Source organism: Marinilabilia rubra, from assembly GCF_003121985.1.
Classification (GTDB): domain Bacteria; phylum Bacteroidota; class Bacteroidia; order Bacteroidales; family Marinilabiliaceae; genus Marinilabilia; species Marinilabilia rubra.
Genome location: NZ_QEWP01000004.1, coordinates 150,409 through 170,317, shown reverse-complemented (window position 1 = coordinate 170,317; position 19,909 = coordinate 150,409). Strand labels below are relative to the sequence as shown.

At 39.9% G+C, this 19,909-nt stretch carries 16 protein-coding genes; 12 read left to right on the top strand and 4 right to left on the bottom strand.

The genetic code is table 11. From position 1 onward, the window contains the following. The first annotated feature begins 21 nt into the window (after positions 1 to 21). From DDZ16_RS07000 to DDZ16_RS06970, 7 genes are all read left to right on the top strand, one after another. The gene (locus DDZ16_RS07000) at positions 22 to 1,065 is read left to right on the top strand and encodes a sensor histidine kinase (protein ID WP_109263726.1); all 1,044 of its coding nucleotides are present in this window, start codon (positions 22 to 24) and stop codon (positions 1,063 to 1,065) included. 239 nt (positions 1,066 to 1,304) lie between these two features. Beyond that, the gene (locus tag DDZ16_RS06995) at positions 1,305 to 2,081 is read left to right on the top strand and encodes a LytR/AlgR family response regulator transcription factor (RefSeq protein WP_109263725.1); all 777 of its coding nucleotides are present in this window, start codon (positions 1,305 to 1,307) and stop codon (positions 2,079 to 2,081) included. A gap of 411 nt (positions 2,082 to 2,492) precedes the next feature. Next, positions 2,493 to 2,900, top strand: coding sequence for a methylmalonyl-CoA epimerase (mce, locus tag DDZ16_RS06990; protein WP_109263724.1), 408 nt, complete (start codon positions 2,493 to 2,495; stop codon positions 2,898 to 2,900). A 71-nt stretch (positions 2,901 to 2,971) separates the two neighbouring features. Continuing rightward, positions 2,972 to 4,531 carry an acyl-CoA carboxylase subunit beta gene (locus DDZ16_RS06985; RefSeq protein ID WP_109263723.1) on the top strand — a complete coding sequence of 520 codons (1,560 nt, stop codon included), beginning with the start codon at positions 2,972 to 2,974 and terminating at the stop codon, positions 4,529 to 4,531. A 12-nt stretch (positions 4,532 to 4,543) separates the two neighbouring features. Further along, positions 4,544 to 4,909, top strand: a complete 366-nt coding sequence (locus DDZ16_RS06980) for an OadG family protein (protein ID WP_109263722.1) — start codon at positions 4,544 to 4,546, stop codon at positions 4,907 to 4,909. 106 nt (positions 4,910 to 5,015) lie between these two features. Beyond that, positions 5,016 to 5,441 (top strand): biotin/lipoyl-containing protein, encoded by a 426-nt coding sequence (locus DDZ16_RS06975; RefSeq protein ID WP_109263721.1) that lies wholly within the window; start codon positions 5,016 to 5,018, stop codon positions 5,439 to 5,441. Positions 5,442 to 5,508: 67 nt separating this feature from the next. Continuing rightward, positions 5,509 to 6,765: a sodium ion-translocating decarboxylase subunit beta gene (locus tag DDZ16_RS06970; protein WP_109263720.1), complete on the top strand. Its 1,257-nt coding sequence runs from the start codon at positions 5,509 to 5,511 to the stop codon at positions 6,763 to 6,765. A 571-nt stretch (positions 6,766 to 7,336) separates the two neighbouring features. On the opposite strand, the gene DDZ16_RS06965 is transcribed toward DDZ16_RS06970, so the two are convergent. The 4 genes from DDZ16_RS06965 to DDZ16_RS06950 all read right to left on the bottom strand — a co-directional run bounded on the left by DDZ16_RS06965 (position 7,337) and on the right by DDZ16_RS06950 (position 11,946). Next, positions 7,337 to 7,564 (bottom strand): (2Fe-2S)-binding protein, encoded by a 228-nt coding sequence (locus tag DDZ16_RS06965; RefSeq protein ID WP_158275624.1) that lies wholly within the window; start codon positions 7,562 to 7,564, stop codon positions 7,337 to 7,339. A gap of 241 nt (positions 7,565 to 7,805) precedes the next feature. Beyond that, positions 7,806 to 8,462 carry a LolA family protein gene (locus DDZ16_RS06960; protein WP_109263718.1) on the bottom strand — a complete coding sequence of 219 codons (657 nt, stop codon included), beginning with the start codon at positions 8,460 to 8,462 and terminating at the stop codon, positions 7,806 to 7,808. A gap of 158 nt (positions 8,463 to 8,620) precedes the next feature. Continuing rightward, on the bottom strand, positions 8,621 to 11,137 hold the full coding sequence (locus DDZ16_RS06955) for an FtsK/SpoIIIE family DNA translocase (RefSeq protein WP_109263717.1): 2,517 nt from the start codon (positions 11,135 to 11,137) through the stop codon (positions 8,621 to 8,623). Positions 11,138 to 11,247: 110 nt separating this feature from the next. Beyond that, positions 11,248 to 11,946, bottom strand: coding sequence for a hypothetical protein (locus DDZ16_RS06950; protein WP_232526580.1), 699 nt, complete (start codon positions 11,944 to 11,946; stop codon positions 11,248 to 11,250). A 396-nt stretch (positions 11,947 to 12,342) separates the two neighbouring features. On the opposite strand from DDZ16_RS06950, the gene DDZ16_RS06945 reads away from it, so the two are divergent. The 5 genes from DDZ16_RS06945 (at position 12,343) to DDZ16_RS06925 (ending at position 19,862) form a co-directional block, all read left to right on the top strand. Continuing rightward, positions 12,343 to 13,320 (top strand): carbamate kinase, encoded by a 978-nt coding sequence (locus tag DDZ16_RS06945; RefSeq protein WP_109263715.1) that lies wholly within the window; start codon positions 12,343 to 12,345, stop codon positions 13,318 to 13,320. Between the two features lie 561 nt (positions 13,321 to 13,881). Next, complete coding sequence (locus DDZ16_RS06935; RefSeq protein ID WP_109263713.1) at positions 13,882 to 14,883, top strand: ornithine carbamoyltransferase; 1,002 nt, start codon at positions 13,882 to 13,884, stop codon at positions 14,881 to 14,883. Positions 14,884 to 15,261: 378 nt separating this feature from the next. After that, entirely contained in the window at positions 15,262 to 15,408 is a 147-nt protein-coding gene (locus tag DDZ16_RS20720; RefSeq protein WP_158275623.1) for a hypothetical protein, read from the top strand. A 904-nt stretch (positions 15,409 to 16,312) separates the two neighbouring features. Continuing rightward, the gene (locus DDZ16_RS06930) at positions 16,313 to 16,942 is read left to right on the top strand and encodes an MEDS domain-containing protein (RefSeq protein WP_109263712.1); all 630 of its coding nucleotides are present in this window, start codon (positions 16,313 to 16,315) and stop codon (positions 16,940 to 16,942) included. A gap of 43 nt (positions 16,943 to 16,985) precedes the next feature. Then, positions 16,986 to 19,862, top strand: a complete 2,877-nt coding sequence (locus DDZ16_RS06925) for a PAS domain S-box protein (protein ID WP_109263711.1) — start codon at positions 16,986 to 16,988, stop codon at positions 19,860 to 19,862. Positions 19,863 to 19,909 lie beyond the last annotated feature (47 nt).

Sequence of the window (19,909 nt, the reverse complement as noted above, 5' to 3'; positions counted from 1 at the left end):
TTACATTTAGTAATTCTCAAAATGACCTATAAAACAAAGCAAGTATTAGTAATCCTGTCGTATGGTTTAATTTCCATGTCGATAGGACACTTTTTTCAAAGCATCATGTGTCCCGAGTGTGTAAAAGATCCCATGGCAGTAATTCACAACATTGGATACTCTGTGATGCTGGGGTACGGATTGTTTTTTAATAAATATATTTATGATTTTTGGATTGAACCATTAGTTTCGTGGTTAAAGAAGCCGCTTCGCAGTCTTGGGATCGCATTTGGCATTACTACCCTTTATTCGGCGTTTGTTATTTTCTTTACCAATTGGTTCTGGTTTAAACTGATACAAGAAATTCCTTTCGGAACTTTCTTGAAATATCATAAAGGAATATGGGTTACTGAATTTGTAATTCTCTACTTTATCTCCATGTGGTTTTATGCCAGGGCGTTCTTTATGGATTGGAAGAAAGAATTTAAAGAGCGTGAAAGATTTAAGCGAGAGGCCCTTTCAGCCAAATATGATGTTTTAAAAAGTCAGGTAAATCCCCACTTTCTTTTTAACAGTCTTAATGTTGCCGGAACATTAATAGATAAAGATACCTCAAGTGCCAAGAAATTTCTTTCCCAACTTTCAGGCATGTACCGCGACATTTTAGAGTTACAGGAAGATGACTTGGTTCCCCTGCAACGAGAGCTAAAACTTGCTGAAAGATATCTATACCTACAGGAAATGCGTTTTGGAAAAGCCTTTCATTTTGAATTACCTTCTATAGAGCAATCGAACTCGTTTCTAATTGTACCACTTTCGATTCAAATTTTAATGGAAAATGCGTTCAAACATAATCGGTTTTCTTCCGAGGCACCGATGAAGATCAAAGTTGATATTGAGAATGAGCACCTCGTTGTTTACAACAGTATTTATGCTCAAAGTCAATCAATTGAGTCACTTAATATCGGAATTGAAAATATTAAAGGACGCTATAGTTTTTTGACAGGCGAGAAGATAGAAATTCTGAATCAAAACGGTATATTTGAAGTCAGAATGCCATTGGTAAAAGATGGTGACAAAATTTAAATTCCAACCTGATGAAACGAAAATGAATTTTGGAATGACAAATTCTCAATAGGGCATCCGAAAGTAGTCAGTCTAATTCATCAGAAAGCATTGGATTAACTTAATTTTGTGCGAATGAAACGAGCATGCTTTGGGCGGCAGAAATGAACACCCCAAAGCTTTGGGGACCTTTAGCCTGGTGAGGTCCCTGACTGCCGACAGGCAGGTTTCAGGCCAACAACTTAGAATAATTTTAACGAATGAAAGTTCTGATAGTTGAAGATGAACCGCTTGCTGCGGAAAGGTTAGAGAAAATTCTGAACTCCCTGAATCACCGAATTGAGGTAAAAGGGGTTTGCTCCTCTCTAGCATCAACTCTGGAATGGCTCAAAAACAACCCGTCACCCGATCTGGGGTTTTTTGATATACAACTGGGAGATGGCACCAGTTTTGAAATTTTCGATCAAGTAAAAGTTTCTTTCCCGGTTATATTTACTACTGCTTACGATCAGTTTGCTATTAAGGCTTTTAAGGTTAACAGCGTAGATTATTTGCTTAAACCCCTCGAACAGGAGGATTTACAACGCGCTATAGCGAAATATGAACAGTATCATCACCCCGAATTAAACACTCTTGAAATACAAAAAGCAGTAAGAACAACCGCCGAAATGTTTTCAGAAAACCTAAATTACAAAGAGCGGTTTATAGTTAATGTCGGCGAGCATATCCGGATTGTTAAAACTTCTGATATTGCCTGCTTTTACAGTGAAGATAAAACTACATTCTTACTCACCGGTCATGGTCGTAACTACTATCTCGACCAATCATTAAACCAACTTGAAAACCATTTAAATCCGTCCTGCTTCTTTAGAACCAGTCGTAAGGAAATTATTAACCTTGATTTTGTATCTGATATTGTTAACTACGGAAGATCACGCTTAAAAGTGAAGCTAAATACCGGCGATGCATCTAAGGAGGTAATTGTCAGCCGGGATCGTATCAAATCTTTCAGGAGTTGGTTGGCAGAGGAACAGTGAAAACAGATGGTTTTTTGGTCAAATGGTATTTAGATGCTTTCTAATTGATGCAATTCGTTGATTATTGCTAATGATTTGCAATGTTTTTGCCCTTTAAAATTTTATATTTGCTAATAATTTTTAGAACAAAATTAGATTTCCGGTTCGGGTGAGGAATATAAGATGTTATTTATCTATGCCCCATTGGGTGAGGGGTAACTTCAAAATATGTTGTAAAACACCCTTTTTTTATCCTGGTTTTTATAGGGATAGTTGTTTAATTCTGCTACTTTTGCGGAAAATTTTCTTTAAAAGAGAAAAATCTTTTAACCGGAATCAGAAATTTGCTTGAATTTCTGCTTTGAATATTTTTTTCGGAAAAAAGAGGATTTTGATAAACCGCTTAATATATAATAAACAAATATTTATCATATGAAACCAACACATATTGAACACATCGGTATAGCTGTTAAGAGTCTTGATGAAGCCATACCATTTTACGAAAAAGTATTTGGTCTGGAGTGCTATGCTGTAGAAGAAGTCGCTGACCAAAAAGTTAAAACTGCTTTCTTCAAAGTGGGGGATACCAAGATTGAACTGCTGGAGTCAACTGATGCCGAAGGGCCAATTGGTAAATTTATCGAGAAAAAAGGAGAAGGCATTCATCACATGGCATTTGCGGTTGATGGATTGGATGCGAAATTGAAAGCTGCTGAAGAGCAGGGTGTCCGTCTGATTGACAAGGCTCCCCGCAAAGGTGCTGAAGGACTGAGCATCGCATTTCTTCACCCTAAGTCTACATTTGGTGTGCTTACCGAATTGTGTGAAGCTCCCAAATAACAAATGGATTTTTAAACCCTGAACCATTGTGTATCAGGAGAGGATGAAACTTTTCAATAAATTATCATAATATGTCAAATCAGGATAAAGTCAAGCAATTAATTGAGTTGCGCAATGAAGCGCGTTTAGGTGGGGGTGAAAAAAGAATTGAAGCTCAGCATGCCAAAGGTAAATTTACTGCTCGTGAGCGTATTGAAATGCTTTTGGATGATGGTAGTTTCGAGGAATTCGATATGTTCGTAACCCATCGTTGTACCAACTTTGGTATGGAAAAGAAGAAAATCATGGGTGACGGTGTTGTAACCGGACATGGAACCATCGACGGACGCGTTGTTTATGTTTTTGCCCAGGATTTCACTGTTTTCGGTGGTTCTCTTTCTGAAACTTTTGCTCAGAAAATTTGTAAGGTAATGGACATGGCCATGAAAGTTGGTGCGCCTGTTATTGGAATCAACGACAGTGGCGGTGCCCGTATCCAGGAAGGTGTAACTTCACTGGCCGGATATGCTGAAATCTTTGAGCGGAACATCCTGGCATCAGGAGTTATCCCTCAGATTTCTGCTATTTTTGGTCCTTGCGCAGGTGGAGCTGTATACTCTCCGGCATTGACAGACTTTGTTATGATGACTGAGCAGTCCAGCTACATGTTTGTTACCGGTCCTAAGGTTGTAAAAACTGTAACCGGCGAAGATATTAGCGTTGAAGATCTGGGAGGTGCTCATGTTCACTCTTCTAAATCCGGGGTTTCACATTTCGAACTCGAGAACGAAGAAGAAGGAATCATGTTGACCCGCAAGTTGTTGTCTTATCTTCCTCAAAACAACCTGGAAGAGGCTCCTCTGGTGGATTGCACCGATCCTATTGACCGTTTGGACGATGCCTTGAATGAAATCATTCCTGACAATCCAAACCAGCCTTATGATATGAAGGAGGTTATTTATTCCATCGCCGATGATAGTGAATTCCTCGAAGTACACCGCAACTATGCCAAAAATATCATTGTTGGTTTCTGCCGCATGGGTGGTGCTTCTGTTGGAGTAATTGCCAATCAGCCTAACTTCCTTGCTGGTGTATTGGATGTTGATGCTTCACGTAAAGCAGCTCGTTTTGTGCGTTTCTGTGATGCCTTTAACATTCCTATTCTGACATTGGTTGATGTTCCCGGATTCTTACCCGGTAGTGGTCAGGAATATGCAGGTATCATTACTCATGGTGCTAAACTGATGTTTGCTTATGGAGAGGCTACAGTACCAAAAGTCACCATTACACTGCGTAAATCTTATGGTGGAGCACACGATGTGATGAGCTGTAAGCAGCTTAGAGGAGATCTAAACTATGCATGGCCTACTGCCGAAATTGCAGTAATGGGTGCATCAGGTGCCATTGAAGTTCTCGAGGGTCGGGCAATGAAGGATATTGAAGATCCGGAAGAGAAGAAGAAGTTTATTGCCAAGAAAGAGGAAGAGTATAAAGAGAAATTTGCCAATCCTTATCAGGCTGCTTCTTATGGCTACATTGATGATGTTATTGAGCCGCGTAATACACGCTTCCGTATTATTCGTGGATTTCAGAGTCTGCAAACCAAAAAGCTGACTAATCCTCCGAAAAAACACAGTAACATTCCATTGTAATAAAACAACAATATGAACCATTTCTTAGAAGTTGTAAACTGGTCACAAATATGGGTAATCACGGCTGTAGGATACTCTGTGGTGTTTTCGGCTCTGATACTTTTGATTTTCGTTTTTAAGTTTATGCCCAAGGTGCTAAAATTGCAAATGAAGCGTAAACTTAAGCGGGAAGGCAAATATACCGAGAAGGAAGGGGAAGAGGAAGAATACATTGCCGGTGAGGTAAATGCTGCGATTGGTACTGCTTTGAGTCTGTATTTTTCTGATCTGCATGATGATGAAAGTAAGATAATTACGATTAAACGTGTAGAAAGAAGATACTCGCCATGGAGTTCTAAGATTTACAACATCAACAATGTATTGCCTACCAGAAGGTAGGTTTACATTCCTTACCAGATACTTAATTAATCAAGTTGGAGGCCTGTCTGCCTTTCTTATTTTTAGGCAGACAGGCAGCCCCCGACCTTAAATAAACCGATTGAATATGAAAAAGTTTGATTTTTCCATAAATGGAAATAAATATCACGTTCACATTAAGGACATCGATGAAAATATTGCATCGATAGAGGTTAATGGCACGCCTTATTCAGTGGAGATTGAGCAGGAGGTGAAAAAGGTTAAAACGCCCAAGCTGATTCGCAATGAAGTGAAGCCCAAGCCGGGTGAAGGTCAAATTGTTAAAAAACAATCTGCCGGAGGTCATCAAATTCAAGCCCCTTTGCCAGGTAATATCTTTAAAATTCTGATAAAAGAGGGCGATACGGTGAAGAAAGGTGATACCCTTCTGATTATGGAAGCCATGAAAATGGAAAACAATGTCATGACCGATAAAGACGGTACAGTTAAAGAGATAAAAGTAAAAGAAGGGGATGCAGTACTTCAAAGTGATGTGCTGATAATTCTTGAGTAGAGGCTTTTTATCTTTATTGTCAAATCATTGGAGCTGACATTTTAGCTTCTTTCAAATAGTCTTTAAAGTGAGAAAATTTGTAACAATATTTACATTGGTAGGCCTGTTATTTGTGGTTTCAGTCCTGACCGGCGGTAATGTATCCGCTCAGGATGTATTACAGGGTGGCGGTGCAGAAAGTGGGAGTGCTCTTGTTAAAGGACTGCAAACCTTCTGGCATTATACCGGTTTTTCAAATATTACTTCAGGGAACGTAATCATGATTGCGGTGGGCTTGCTGTTTATCTTTTTAGCCATTCGCTTTGATTATGAGCCGTTGTTGTTAATCCCCATTGGAACGGGGATTCTTCTTGGAAACATTCCTTTCGTTGAAGGATTCCAGATAGGTATCTATGAAGATGGTTCCGTGTTGAACTACTTGTACTACGGGGTAGTTAAAGGTATTTATCCACCCCTTATATTCCTTGGCATTGGTGCCATGACTGACTTCTCTTCGCTCATTTCGAATCCACGGTTAATGCTGCTGGGTGCAGCTGCACAGATTGGTGTATTCGGTACTTTCATTGGTGCCATGGCACTTGGCTTTGAAATTCATCAGGCCGGTGCAATTTCTATTATTGGTGGTGCAGATGGACCTACTGCGATTTTTGCTTCCTCAAAACTTGCTCCCAAATTGATTGGAAGTATTGCCATTGCGGCTTATTCATACATGGCTCTGGTTCCGGTAATTCAGCCACCTATTATGAAGTTGTTGATTAGCAAGAAAGAGCGCTTGATAAAGATGAAACCTCCACGTGCGGTTTCTAAAACAGAAAAGATTCTTTTCCCATTATTGGGGTTGTTGCTCACCTTGTTTATTTCACCTACAGCATTGCCTCTTTTGGGTATGTTGTTTTTCGGAAACCTTCTGAAGGAATGTGGAGTAACTGAGCGTCTGGCTGAAACAGCCCGAACCAAAATGATCGACATTGTAACCATTCTGCTTGGATTAACGGTAGGTGCTTCAACTCAGGCTAGTGTATTTCTGACTGCTGAATCTATTAAGATTTTTGTGTTAGGAGCGGCTTCCTTTATTGTAGCTACTGCAGGCGGACTTTTGTTTGCAAAGCTTATGAATACATTCTTGAGCAAGAAAAACAAAATCAATCCGCTTATTGGTGCTGCCGGCGTATCTGCGGTACCTGACAGTGCTCGTGTGGTACAGCAGGAAGGCTTGAAAAGTGATCCGTCAAATCACTTGCTTATGCATGCCATGGCGCCTAACGTTTCTGGTGTAATCGGCTCAGCAGTAGCTGCAGGTATGATGTTGAGTTTCCTTATGTAATCAGAATATCCTTTTATAGTAATTGGTTGATTGAAAAATAGGTCTCCGGATTAGGAGGCCTTTTTTTGTTTTGTAATATTTAGGACCGCTATCATAAATAAACAGCTACAGGTTTTTCATAAAGGATTTTAGGTCTGTCATAAACCAATTAATATGGTTCATAGGCTATTTGTTGTCTTTCATAAGCGACTCGTTATTATGCATAAACCATTTGATGCTTGTCACAGACCATTTCAGGTGTATCACAAGCCATTCAGGGGTTATCATAAGCCAAGGGATGGTTCTCATAAGCCGCTCAACGCTTATCACAAAAGTTCCGATATGGTGTCAATAGCTTCCTTTGAGTTGCACGAAGAAAGGTGCTGGTAAAAAGGCATGTATGAAAGATTGATAAAAGGAATTGGAATATTATCAGGGTATGGAAAAACTGAATAAACAAGCTTCTGTTGGATATATATAGGAGTAAATGATAACGGGTTTTTACGTACTGAGATGAATAGTGTGTGTTTTTATAAGAAATATATTAGTTTAAATATGTTAAGTAGTTAAAAGCGCATATATTGAGGTCCCTTCAGGAAAAATCGAAAGGAATGGTAAGCTGGGAGGAAGGGGCAGTAGCTGGTTGCTTTGATTTAATTTCCTCAATAAAGGCTTCCAGTTCGCTGCGGCATCTGCCACAAGAGGTTGAAGCGGCTGTAAGATTCATAACATCCTTAATGCTGGCCTGCGGATGTTTGGAAAGTACCTTCTCCACGTCGTTGCCGCCAACCCGGTTGCATAAACAGATAATTCGAGACATAAAACAGACTGTTATTATTAAGTTGCAAAAATAAGACAACACGTAGATTTTGCAATTATCCAAACTCATCTATTCTTTGGAAATTGTCCGGCAGAAAATCAAAATAATACCTGCTGAGTCTCATTCTCAAGATAAAAAAAAGAGCCCCGGTTAATTGATGAAAGCTTTTTGCATCCATTAAACCGGGGCTTTAAATACGTTTTGATGTCTGTTTAAACCATCAAAAATTCTTTTGAACCTTTTACCTCATATCAATAACATCGACATCGGGGTGGGCCTCCTCATTAAATTTAAACATCGATGGCTCCACCGGTACGTTGGTTTTCATTTCTTTAATGTCGATGATGTAGTTGTTTCCATCTTTGCCCAACTGCATGATTTTAGAAATGTGGTTGTTGCTTTTGTTAACATACAATTTAATCCGTGAGAAGGGCTTGTCCCTATCTTCCGGGAAAAGATCAATGATATTTACTTTCTTACCTTTAAGCATTTCCTCTCCGGCAAAAATATACCGGAAGCCATTTTCATGTATGTTGAAAATGTTGGATGGACTCAAAGTGGTTTCATCCATAGGATCCGGTGTTGAAATATTAACTTCACCCACTTCCTTGAGGTGGGTCCAGAGGGTTACTCCATCAAAATAGCTGGTAACGTTCATCACTGTAGCCTTGTATTTATCACCCGAGATAAAAATGGTGCCATCATGCGAATCGGTGATATCGGCCTGGGTGTTTTCCAGTGAAAAAGTAAAATCTGCTTTAATTGAATTGTATGATTGAGTAACCTCAGATACTTTGTCCAGGACTTCTTTGGCTTTCAGTACTTCCGGACTTTGGGCAAAGACAGTACTGCCGGCCAGAAAAATCATCAAACTAACGGTTGCAAAAATGTTTCTCATCTTTAGTCTTGTTTTTTCTTTTCTTTAATCAATTTCCGTTCCAAAATTATTTTTTCATTGCATGAAACCTCCATTTTATTGGCGATTATGCCTATAAATCATTCATAATTAAAACAAAAAAACATTAGGTTTTTTCCCACATCTAAACCATTACTCTTTTATCCTTTAATGGAATCAATCACTTTCTCAAGTTCATATTCGTCGGGAACTAAGACTTGTCTGGCTTTGCTGCCCTCAAATGGCCCCACAATACCTGCAGCTTCTAATTGATCGATGATTCGGCCGGCACGGTTATATCCGATAGAAAATCTCCTCTGAATAAGAGATGTAGACCCCGACTGATTAGCTACCACAATACGTGCTGCCTCTTCAAACATCGGATCACGCTTGGAAAGATCTACTTCTCCAGGCTCTGCAGTTTCCCCATCACCACCATTGTATTCAGGCAGAATAAGTGCTGAAGGATAGCCTTGCTGGGCTCCAATATAATCGTTGATTTGTTCAACCTCGGGAGTATCAACAAAGGCACACTGAACACGTACCAGGTCACTTCCTTGTGTGATAAGCATATCACCCCGGCCGATGAGCTGATTTGCTCCAGGCGAATCGAGGATGGTGCGGCTGTCAATCATTGAAGCTACTTTAAAGGCCACACGGGTAGGGAAGTTGGCCTTAATTACACCGGTGATGATATTGGTAGATGGTCGCTGAGTCGCAATAATCATGTGTATCCCTACGGCTCTCGCCAGCTGCGCAATACGTGCAATAGGCATTTCCACGTCTTTTCCGGCTGTCATAATCAGGTCGGCAAACTCGTCAATGATTACTACAATATAGGGGAGGAATCGGTGCCCCTTTTCCGGATTTAGTTGTCGTTTAACAAACTTATGGTTGTATTCTTTTACATTTCTTGCATGCGCCTTTTTCAACAAATCGTAGCGTTCATCCATTTCAATGGTTAATGAGTGGAGAGTACTAACCACTCTTTGCACATCGGTGATGATCGATTCTTCTTCATCGGGCAACTTGGCCAGAAAGTGTTTTTCTATTTTGCTGTAAATATTGAGCTCGACCTTTTTGGGGTCAACTAAAACAAATTTGAGCTGCGAAGGGTGTTTTTTGTAAAGAAGCGATGTTATGATCGCATTTAGTCCAACCGACTTACCCTGCCCGGTAGCACCGGCAACAAGCATGTGAGGTGCCTTAGCCAGGTCAAGCACGTATGTTTCGTTGCTAATGGTCTTTCCAAAAGCAATTGGAAGTTCAAATTTGCTGTTCTGAAACTTCCTGGATGTAATAATTGTCCGCATAGAGACAATCTCCGGTTCCGAATTGGGCACTTCAATACCAATGGTGCCACGTCCCGGGATGGGGGCAATGATTCGGATACCCAATGCTGCCAAAGATAGGGCAATGTCGTCTTCCAGATTTTTGATCTTGGAAATACGTACCCCCGGAGCGGGAACTATCTCATATAGCGTAATAGTAGGTCCAACTGTAGCCTTAATGCTCTTAATCTGTATCTTATAATCCTCCAGGGTTTTGACAATCCTGTTTTTATTGGATATCAATTCTTCTTCACCTACCTGACCTGAGTCTGTATCATGTTCTTCAAGCAAATCAAAAGTAGGCAGTTTGTAAGACGAAAGGTCCAGGGTGGGATCGTAATCGCCGAGGGGTCTGTCTTCATTGTGATCTGATATTTCCTCAGTAGCTGCTTTTTCTATCTTCAATTCCAGGTCTTCATCTCCTTTGTGCTCGAGAGATTTGTCGGTATTCTCCGGCTCAAAATCCATTTCCAGAGTCTCATCATCCTTTATAACAATCTCCTTTTCTTCTTTAGGATGTGACGGGACTGGAGTGTGGGAAGTGGCAGTTGACTCAGCAGCTTCTGACAGACCACTTACTGCGCGGTCAAGAGACAAGTCCTCATCCAACGGTGCATGAGTTTTTTCGAACTGCTCTTCTTCAGCTCTGATTTTGCTTTGGTGATTTACATTTATCTCCGATTCAGTGCTTTCCTCCGTTTCTGATTGGTCTGATTTTGCTTCTTTCTTTTGGAAAGGTTTTGATATTAATGGAATGAACCAATCGAAGCAAAACGAAAAATAAGCAAGCAGGGTTATAAGAATCAGGATAAATGTTCCGGCCCACCCAATGGCAGCCTGAAACCATTTACTAAGAAAATAGCCATGAGCACCACCAAAGAGCAGGTATTGATCATTAATGGTATCTATAAAGAAAAAACCCAGGGTAACCGAGGTCCAAATGGTAATAAGGGCAGCATGAACAAAGGCTTTGCGGAGCTTCATTATTTTTGCACCAATAAGCTTGATGCCTGTCATGAACAAAAGCACAACAACAGACACTGATGCAACACCGAACCAGTCATTAATAAAGGTATCAGCAAGCCAGGCTCCGAATTTTCCTGTCCAGTTCTGAACAGTGATTTCAGCACTTTTTATAAAGTCCCAAAAAGCAATATCAAATTTACTGCGGTCGGCAAATCCGGTGAAGAAAAAAGACAGAAAAGCCAACGCCAAATAGAAAGAAAATGCCACCAGCGCCAGGCCGGTTATGAAACGAAACTTGAAGTTTTTAAAGTTTGTTTCCCATTTTGACAATCCTGATTTGCGGTTTTTTTTGCCTGTTTTGTTCTTTTTACCGGTACTCATAGTTGTGATTTGATTTTCCGAATGCAAAAATAATAATTTGCACGGCCCTTTTAAGCTATAATGTCAGATAAGTTGTCATTATAACGGGATAACCTATTAAAATTGCACTTTTACTGCAGAATCCCGGCAATGGTTTGTTCAATTTCTTCTATTGTAGTTGCTGAATAATCCGGAGGAACGGCAAAAAGGGATTCGGGAAGTTGGGTTTTTTCTACCGTCTTGGGAGTGAGTTTGAATAATACATCATTGAAATAGATGGAAAACTCAAGCATGACACCCGGCACTTCGCTAAACGGTGTGTTTTTATTGGTGGTAGGCGTGGATATCTCCGGTGTGTACCAGACTTCAATTTCTGTTTTTTGTTTGTCGTTTAAGTGTATCGTGGCTTTGTGTGATTCATACCCCAGAATTGTGCGGGTAGAATCTTTAATAAACTTAACCTGTCCTTCCTTTAAGCTTCTGAATATGAATAATTTTTTACTTTCCGACGATGGTACAAACATCTTCTTATTGATGATTTTCAGCAGGGTGCTACTACTGTCGGTGGAATGGTCGGATATAAAATCAAGCGAATAAAGGCCCAGTTCGCCCTTAAAGGAAATTCGCTCGCTGCCATCTCTGAAATAATAAGTCATCTTTTCCGGGAGGAGAAAAGAAAATGATTTTTCCATTATTTCAGGGGTGTAAGAAATCGTGTACTCTACGGAGCCTTCGCTGATTTCGGGACTGCCTTTTTTCTTTTTGCTTTCGCAACCCCAAAGCAGGAATAAAACAACAAAAATGGCCAATATGTAAGTGGGATATTTCAAAACAAACAGGATTTAAAAGATTGCTTTTATAGTAATTGGTTGCGGTATGTGGGTGATTTTTGAAAAAATGACTTTGAGATAAGGGTAATTTGACTTATGGACGGCAAGGGAGAAGGCCTGTTTTGTGAATATCAAAACTAAAACAAAATTCCCGGATTAGGTAATTACTTATCGCTTTAAAGATGTTACTCGTCAAAATTACCAATGTTTTGACTATGGCGAATATCATATGACGCTGCTGACAACAGTCATAGGATATTCTGCTTTTTTTCCCGTATATAGCATTGTCAGTGATCGATGTTCATTAAACAGAAATCAATGATCAGTGTTCAGCGATATGTTATTCGGTGAATATTAAACCCTGATGCTGATATCTTTCATCTAAAAAAATCTTACATGAGTAAACTAGCTGTAATAGCCCTTGGCGGTAACGCATTGCTCAGAAGCAATCAGTCGGGCACTATTGAAGAACAAGAAGCCAATACAACAGAAACACTTGAAAACCTGATTTTCCTGGTAAAGGAAGGCTACAATTTGGTGTTTACTCATGGCAACGGACCTCAGGTAGGTAATATTCTACTCCGTAATGATGCCGGAGAACAACAATACGGTATTCCGCAAATGCCGCTGGATATTTGTGTTGCTGACAGTCAGGGAGGTATTGGTTACATGATTGAAAGATGCCTGCTAAATGTTCTGCGTAAGCATAACCTTAACCGAAACGTACTGACATTAATGACCCTTACTGAAGTGAATCCCGAAGATCCCGCATTTCAGAATCCGATCAAGCGAATTGGGAAAGTTATGACGAAAGAAGAAGCTGACCGTCTAAACGCCGCAAAAGGCTGGATATTTAAAGAAGACAAAAAGAGCAAAAATGGTTATCGTAGGGTGGTTGCTTCACCCGAGCCGCAGTCTGTTATGAACTGTGAAGTGGTTGAAAGCAATGCCCGTGCAGGCACTATTGTCATCGCTGTGGGTGGAGGAGGAATCCCCGTTTATACGGATGAGGAGGGGCTGGTTCGTCCTTCAGAAGCTGTGGTTGATAAAGATCTGGCATCTTCTAAATTGGCTTCACAAATAAAAGCTGATGAGTTTTATGTGCTTACCGATGTGCCTTTTGTATATGCCAATTTTGGTGAAAAAAACGAGGAACGACTGGAGTTTTTGAATCATTCAGATACTCTTAAATACCTGAAAGAAGGAACTTTTGGCGAGGGCAGTATGGCTCCAAAGGTTAAAGCGGCCCTGTCTTTTATTGAGAAAGGAGGACGTCAGAGTATCATTACAGAATCTAAAAAATTAGAGGATAAGTCGTATGGTACCAAAATTACCATGGAGTATGACGAAAAAGACTTGCATAAGTATGATTAAGCGTTTGCATCTGAATTATAATGATGTATGAACCGCTATTTTGTTTTTGTTATAATCTGCGGATTAGCAATTGGGAGAAATATGCTTTCATCCTGTTGAATATGATCAAAAGAAAATATGAATATCCGGTTACTTACCTAATTGAAAATAAAGAGGGGCTTTGCCCCTTAAACCCCAATTACTTTTTTGTCTTGACACAAAAAAGTAATCAAAAAAATTATTTCATGATTATTGCTATACTCAGCATTGTTCAAGCAAGCTTGACACTGCTTTCGCTAATCGCAATAATTCAAGGCTGTGACCGCTTCACTCAAAAAAACAGCGTTTGATGGCTAAAATCTTTTAAACTCTCCCGATTTAAGTTTTGTAAGGTTTTTGTTGCCCAAAAACCAACAAAAACTAATCTCGGGATCAAACAGAAAAGATTTTTTAACGCCATCTTCACTTGTTTTTTTGGCTCACCGGTCAAGGCCGTCCTTTTCGGCGGGTCTGCTTTCAAGTTGGGTATAAGAACGGATACTCATTAAAGAAAATTTTTAAACACCTATAAATCTGTAAAAAATGGCTTTTAATTTAAAAAACAGATCATTTTTAAAATTACTGGACTTTTCTCCAAAAGAAATCGGGTTCATGCTCGATTTATCGCGTGAGCTTAAAGCTGCCAAGTATGCTGGTACCGAACAGCCGCGGCTCACAGGGAAAAACATTGCCCTGATATTTGAAAAAACATCGACCCGCACACGGTGTGCATTCGAAGTAGCGGCACATGATCAAGGGGCACATGTGACCTACCTGGGGCCATCAGGCACACAAATAGGGCACAAAGAGTCGATGAAAGATACTGCCAGGGTATTGGGACGTATGTACGACGGTATTGAATACCGGGGCTTCGGACAATCCATTGTGGAGGAGCTTGCCGAATATGCCGGAGTTCCTGTGTGGAACGGACTTACAGATGAGTTTCATCCCACTCAGATATTGGCTGATTTCCTCACCATGACTGAACACTCGAATGTGCCGCTCAACCAGGTATCGTTTGCATATTTGGGGGATGCCCGCAACAACATGGCCAATTCACTGCTGGTAGGTGGTGCTAAAATGGGAATGGATGTCCGCATTGTAGGCCCTTCCTCGCTTCAGCCCGATGCCGAATTGGTTGCTCAATGTCGTGCAATTGCTGAAGAAACGGGGGCTCAAATTACCATCACTGATAACGTGGCCGAAGGCGTTGCCGGATGTGACTTTCTTTATACTGATGTGTGGGTATCAATGGGTGAAGGTGACGATGTTTGGAAAGACCGCATCGATTTACTCAAGCCCTATCAAATTAATGCTCACACGATGCAGAAGACCGGTAACCCTTCCTGCAAATTTTTGCACTGTCTGCCGGCCTTCCACAATCGTGAAACCAAAGTGGGAGAGGGTATCTTTAATAAATTTGGTCTTAACGGTCTTGAAGTTACTGAGGATGTGTTTGAATCACCAGCTTCAATTGTGTTTGAACAGGCCGAAAACCGTATGCACACCATCAAAGCCGTTATGGTTGCTACGCTGGGAAGCTAATTTTTTTGTGTCGGTCAATAAACTAAAAAATAGATTGTTAGATATTAAATTTAAGGTAAAGGCTGTAGTTTAGTTTTGCGATGATATTAACAATTAGGTTCTTTCTATAAATTACGTGCCTTGTGAATGACACAAATAGGGCTAATCCATCAAGTCCCTGATAAGCTTGCCTGCCGGGAGGCAGGGGGCGAACTTAAATAACCCCGGGGCAACTGTCCCGGGGTGAAACATGCTCCCGGCACTGGGTCCCTGAAAGGGGCCAACTAATTCGGAAAGCGAGAGCTTCCTGGATGAATACCGTAGGTTGATCGAAGAGAGTTGAATTAAGATCGATGATACCTTTTTCCTGATTGATTAAGTTAACTGACAGGGATCAAGATGCAAAGAGCTCGACCTGCAAAAGAGCTGGAGGATGTTGACCCCTTATCAGGGATCTTAGGGGGGGGGGCATCCAATCCCCGGGACTTTCGCCCCGGGGTTATTCGGATTCGCCGCTTTCAGCGACAGGGTGGTTCTTCTGTATGAGGGGGCTTTTTAAGTGTTCGATGTTTCTTGTACGTTCCTGATAAGAGGCCAACTATTCCGGATATTGTAGTGGGTTATGAGATGTTGGCCTCATTCAAAAACTAATCATATCCATATATTCACCCCTGGCAGGTGTGTCCGGGGTTATTTAAATTTGCCCCCCTGTCTGCCCTGCTTACTGCCAGGCAGGCATTGGTGGAATTTAATAAAATCGCCATTTTAAACTACAGCCTAGGTAAATCATAACCAATAGAATCAGAGTTGATTGCAAGAGTTAAAGGACTATTAAACTAAGCAAACAGTGTCAAAATTTAAGTGCATATTCAGATAGTTTCATTTACAAATCCTGTCCCGATTTTTCTTCGGGGGCTTGCGAAGCCCGAAAAGACGCGGTCCAGATCCTTCGGGATGAGTTATTTTCGGGCAAGCGCAACGCGGTAAATGGGACTTTATGGACACGCGCTATTTAGGTTAATGGGTTTTTAGCCTGTTTTATTCATGAATTATCGCTTATAGACTCGCAAAGCCTTTTATTCATAGGCTTTGCGAGTTTTTTATTATCGGTATGAGTCTCCGGATAGCTTATCCTGTTACCGGAATACTTGCTGTACCTCTGCAGCTTAGTCTCTTACTCTACTGAAAATATCTTTCCTCTGTGCAAGAAGCCTCCCGGAATCGGGAGAGTGTGTTTCATCCCTGCAAGATGGTTTTCTTAAGTCCGCCAGTCTGTTTCACGCCTGCAGGACGTTTTCATGAACGTTGGAGAGGTTCCTGCAGACTGCACAAAAGATTATTCCTGAAAAATATAGGAATATGCTTTACTTTTTATTATATTTTGGTTGGATTATTTTAGCTCAAAGTAATAACGGATTACTGAACTAGAACAAATGAATCTGGAGGCCTTATGAAAAATAATAAATCAAAAATTTCTTTGGGATTTACCGATCAAACGTTCGAGCAGGGTGTTCATATTTGTCAGATATACAATAGCGAAGAAGATCGACAGGATATTTTGTTTGATTTTTTGGTGACTGGATTAGAGAATGGTGAAAATGTAACTTGCTTTTCGGAAAATGAAACTGAAATTTCACTTTCAGACTTCCTCAAAGAGAAAGGGATTTCCTACCAGCAGGCAAAATCCTCCGATATATTATCATTGTATAAAACCGGAGATATATATTTTGTGGATGGTAAATTTGACCCTGATAAAATGCTGAAATTACTTCAGGATTTTTATGAGGAGAGTTTAAGAAAAAATCGCAAAGGAGCAAGAGTTCTTGGTGAGATGACTCCCAAAATAGATCATATTCCGGGTGGTTCCAGATTATTGGAATATGAATCAAAAGTAAGTCTGCTGTTGCGCAAATTTCCAGTAACAACAGTTTGTCAATATGATTCCCGTCAGTTCGACGGGGCAACAATAATGGATATATTAAAAGTGCATCCGTATATGATTGTGCGTGGCGCTGTTGTGCAGAACCCTTTTTTTATTCAACCTGAAGTGTACCTCTCTCAACAAAATAATCATTTTTAATTTTATTATTGTATTAATATGCTGCTGAACTAAAATTTAACCTATGCTAAAGGCTGAAGTTGTTGGACAATTGCTTTTAATGCAGAGTGTATTAATCAATCTTCCTGATGATAAATCAATATTTAGTTTTATTTCCAGGGGCCTGACGGATATTCCCGGTGTTGATGCTGTGGATTATTCCAAAACCTCCTTTAGCCAGACAGATGATTCAGCAATTGATATTCCCCTTGAAAAAAATGGTCACAACTTTGGAATCCTGAGATTTAAAATATCAGATTCTCAAAAATTTTCGCATTATCAGCCCTATTTGATGAACCTCCTCTTTGTGGTTGAAGTTGTCATTGAGGAACGATTTCAGCGTCAAATAAACCAAAAGAATCAGAAAGAACTTGAACTGCGTGTAAAGGAAAGAACCCGTCAGTTAAGTGATGAGATTGAAGAACGAAAAATTATTGAAGAAAACCTGAAGGAGAGCGAAACCCTGTTCCGGACTGTTTTTGAGAATGCTTCAGCAGGGGTTTGCCTGATTGGTTTGGATGGCCGTTTTTTAAAGGTTAACCAACGATTCAGAGAATTATTGAAATACGAAAATGATGAATTAAAAGGTCTGCATTTTAATGATCTTACTCATTCTGATGATAAAGAAATTGGAAGCTCAATGATCCAAAAACTGATAGCCGGAGATCTTGAAAATGCCATTTATGAAAAAAGATATTTGACTAAAAGTGGAGAGGTTTTATATGCACTGGTTTCAATGGCTCTTCTACAAAATGAAAAACACGAACCCCAATATTTTATTGTTTACTTACAGGATATAACCAGACAAAAAAATACTGAAATAAAACTTCGTGAGCAGGAGTTTCAATCCCGTAACCTGGCCAATTCCGGTTTTGCACTTCTTTGGAAAGCAAATACTGAAAAACAATGCATTTACTTCAATGAGCCATGGTTAAACTTTACCGGACGTACCCTGGAAGAAGAAATCGGCTTTAAGTGGACTGAAAATGTTCATCCCGAAGATGTTAAAGGTTGTCTGGAGATTTTTACATCAGCCTTCGATAAAAGGGAGTCCTTTGATATGGAATACCGAATTCGACATGTAAGTGGCGAATACAGATGGATCCGGGATTTGGGGACACCAAATTACAACACACAGGGAGAGTTTGTGGGATATATCGGGCATTGCTTCGATATAACAGAAAGCAGGCGGACTGAAGAAAACCTTCGGAGAAGCTACGAAATTCAAAAAATTACAGCCCAAATATCGACATCATTCGTGGAGGCAACATCTAAAAATTTTGATTCCAAAATATCCAAAGCACTTGCCGAACTGGGTGTTTTTTACAAAGTTGACCGGGCATACCTTTTCCTGTTTTCGGATGATTTCACAACCATGAGCAACACGCATGAATGGTGTAATGAGGGAGTAACCCCGCAAATGGATTATATCCAAAACACACCGATTGATTCGATGCCCTGGTTGAAAACCCAACTATTTGATCAGAAGATTTGTCAGGTGGAAGATGTTGATAAACTTCCTGTTGAGGCCAGTATTGAAAAAGAAGAATTTCAAAGGCAAGACATTAAATCACTTATAACGGTTCCGGTATCGAGCGGACAGCAAAACTATGGTTTCATTGGGTTTGATGCTGTAAAGCAAAAATACAGCTGGAATAATTATGAAAAGCACAATTTAAAAATCATTGCCAAAAGTATAGGGGATACTCTTGCCAATCTCCATTACGAAAACCTTCTCAAAGAAGCAAAAGAGAAAGCAGAAGAAAGCGACAGGTTAAAATCAGCCTTTCTTGCCAATATGAGTCATGAGATACGAACCCCTATGAATGGTATTCTGGGCTTTGCCGAACTTCTCAAAACCGGCTCACTATCCGGAGAAGCACAACAAGAATACATTAATATTATTGAGCAAAGCGGGATGCGTATGCTCAATATTATCAATGATATAATCGATATATCTAAAGTTGAAGCAGGTCTTGTAAAAGTCCATTTGCATGAGGCAAATATTAATAAACAGATTGAATACCTCTTTACTTTTTTTAAACCTGAAGTTGAGAATAAAGGAGTTCGTTTTTCCTGCAAAGTCCCTTTGCCCGATAATGAGGCCATTCTTCAAACAGACCGCGAAAAACTCTATGCCATACTTACAAATCTGGTGAAAAATGCAATCAAATTTACCAATGAAGGGTTTATTGAATTGGGATATGATCTGGTTTCTCCCGATACAAATGATAACTTCAACGAGGCTTACCTCAGGTTTTTTGTGAAAGATTCCGGAATTGGAATATCAGAGGATATGCAAGAAAATGTCTTTCATAGATTTATTCAGGCAGATAATGCAGGAAGAAATTTGCAAAATGGTGCTGGTCTTGGATTATCAATTACAAAGGCATATGTTGAAATGCTTGGTGGAAATATCTGGGTTGAAAGTAAAGAGGGTAATGGTTCATCATTTTATTTCACGCTTCCTTATTGTCCTTATAACTCAGATTTTGATAATGAAGAAAAGAAAAATCCAATCTCCGACACCGAATTAAAGAATTTGAGCCTGAATGTTTTAATTGCTGAAGACGATGAGCCTTCACAAATTCTGATTTCCAAAGCAATAGAATCTATCAGCAAAGAAGTGACAATTGTTAATACAGGGCTTGATGCTGTTAAAGCATATCGGAATAATCCCGATATCGATCTGATATTTATGGATATGCGAATGCCTGATTTAGATGGTTATAGTGCAACAAGAGAAATAAGAGAATTCGATCAAAACGTTATCATTATTGCTGAAACAGCATTTGGCTTGTCTGGAGACAAAGAAAAGGCAATTGCTGCGGGCTGTAATAATTATATTGCTAAACCCATCAATCCAACTAAGCTTGTCAGCTTAATAAAACAGTATTTTTAGTCTGTTCCCTCCTTTTTTAGCGACATTCCGGTTACGAAACCAGCAAT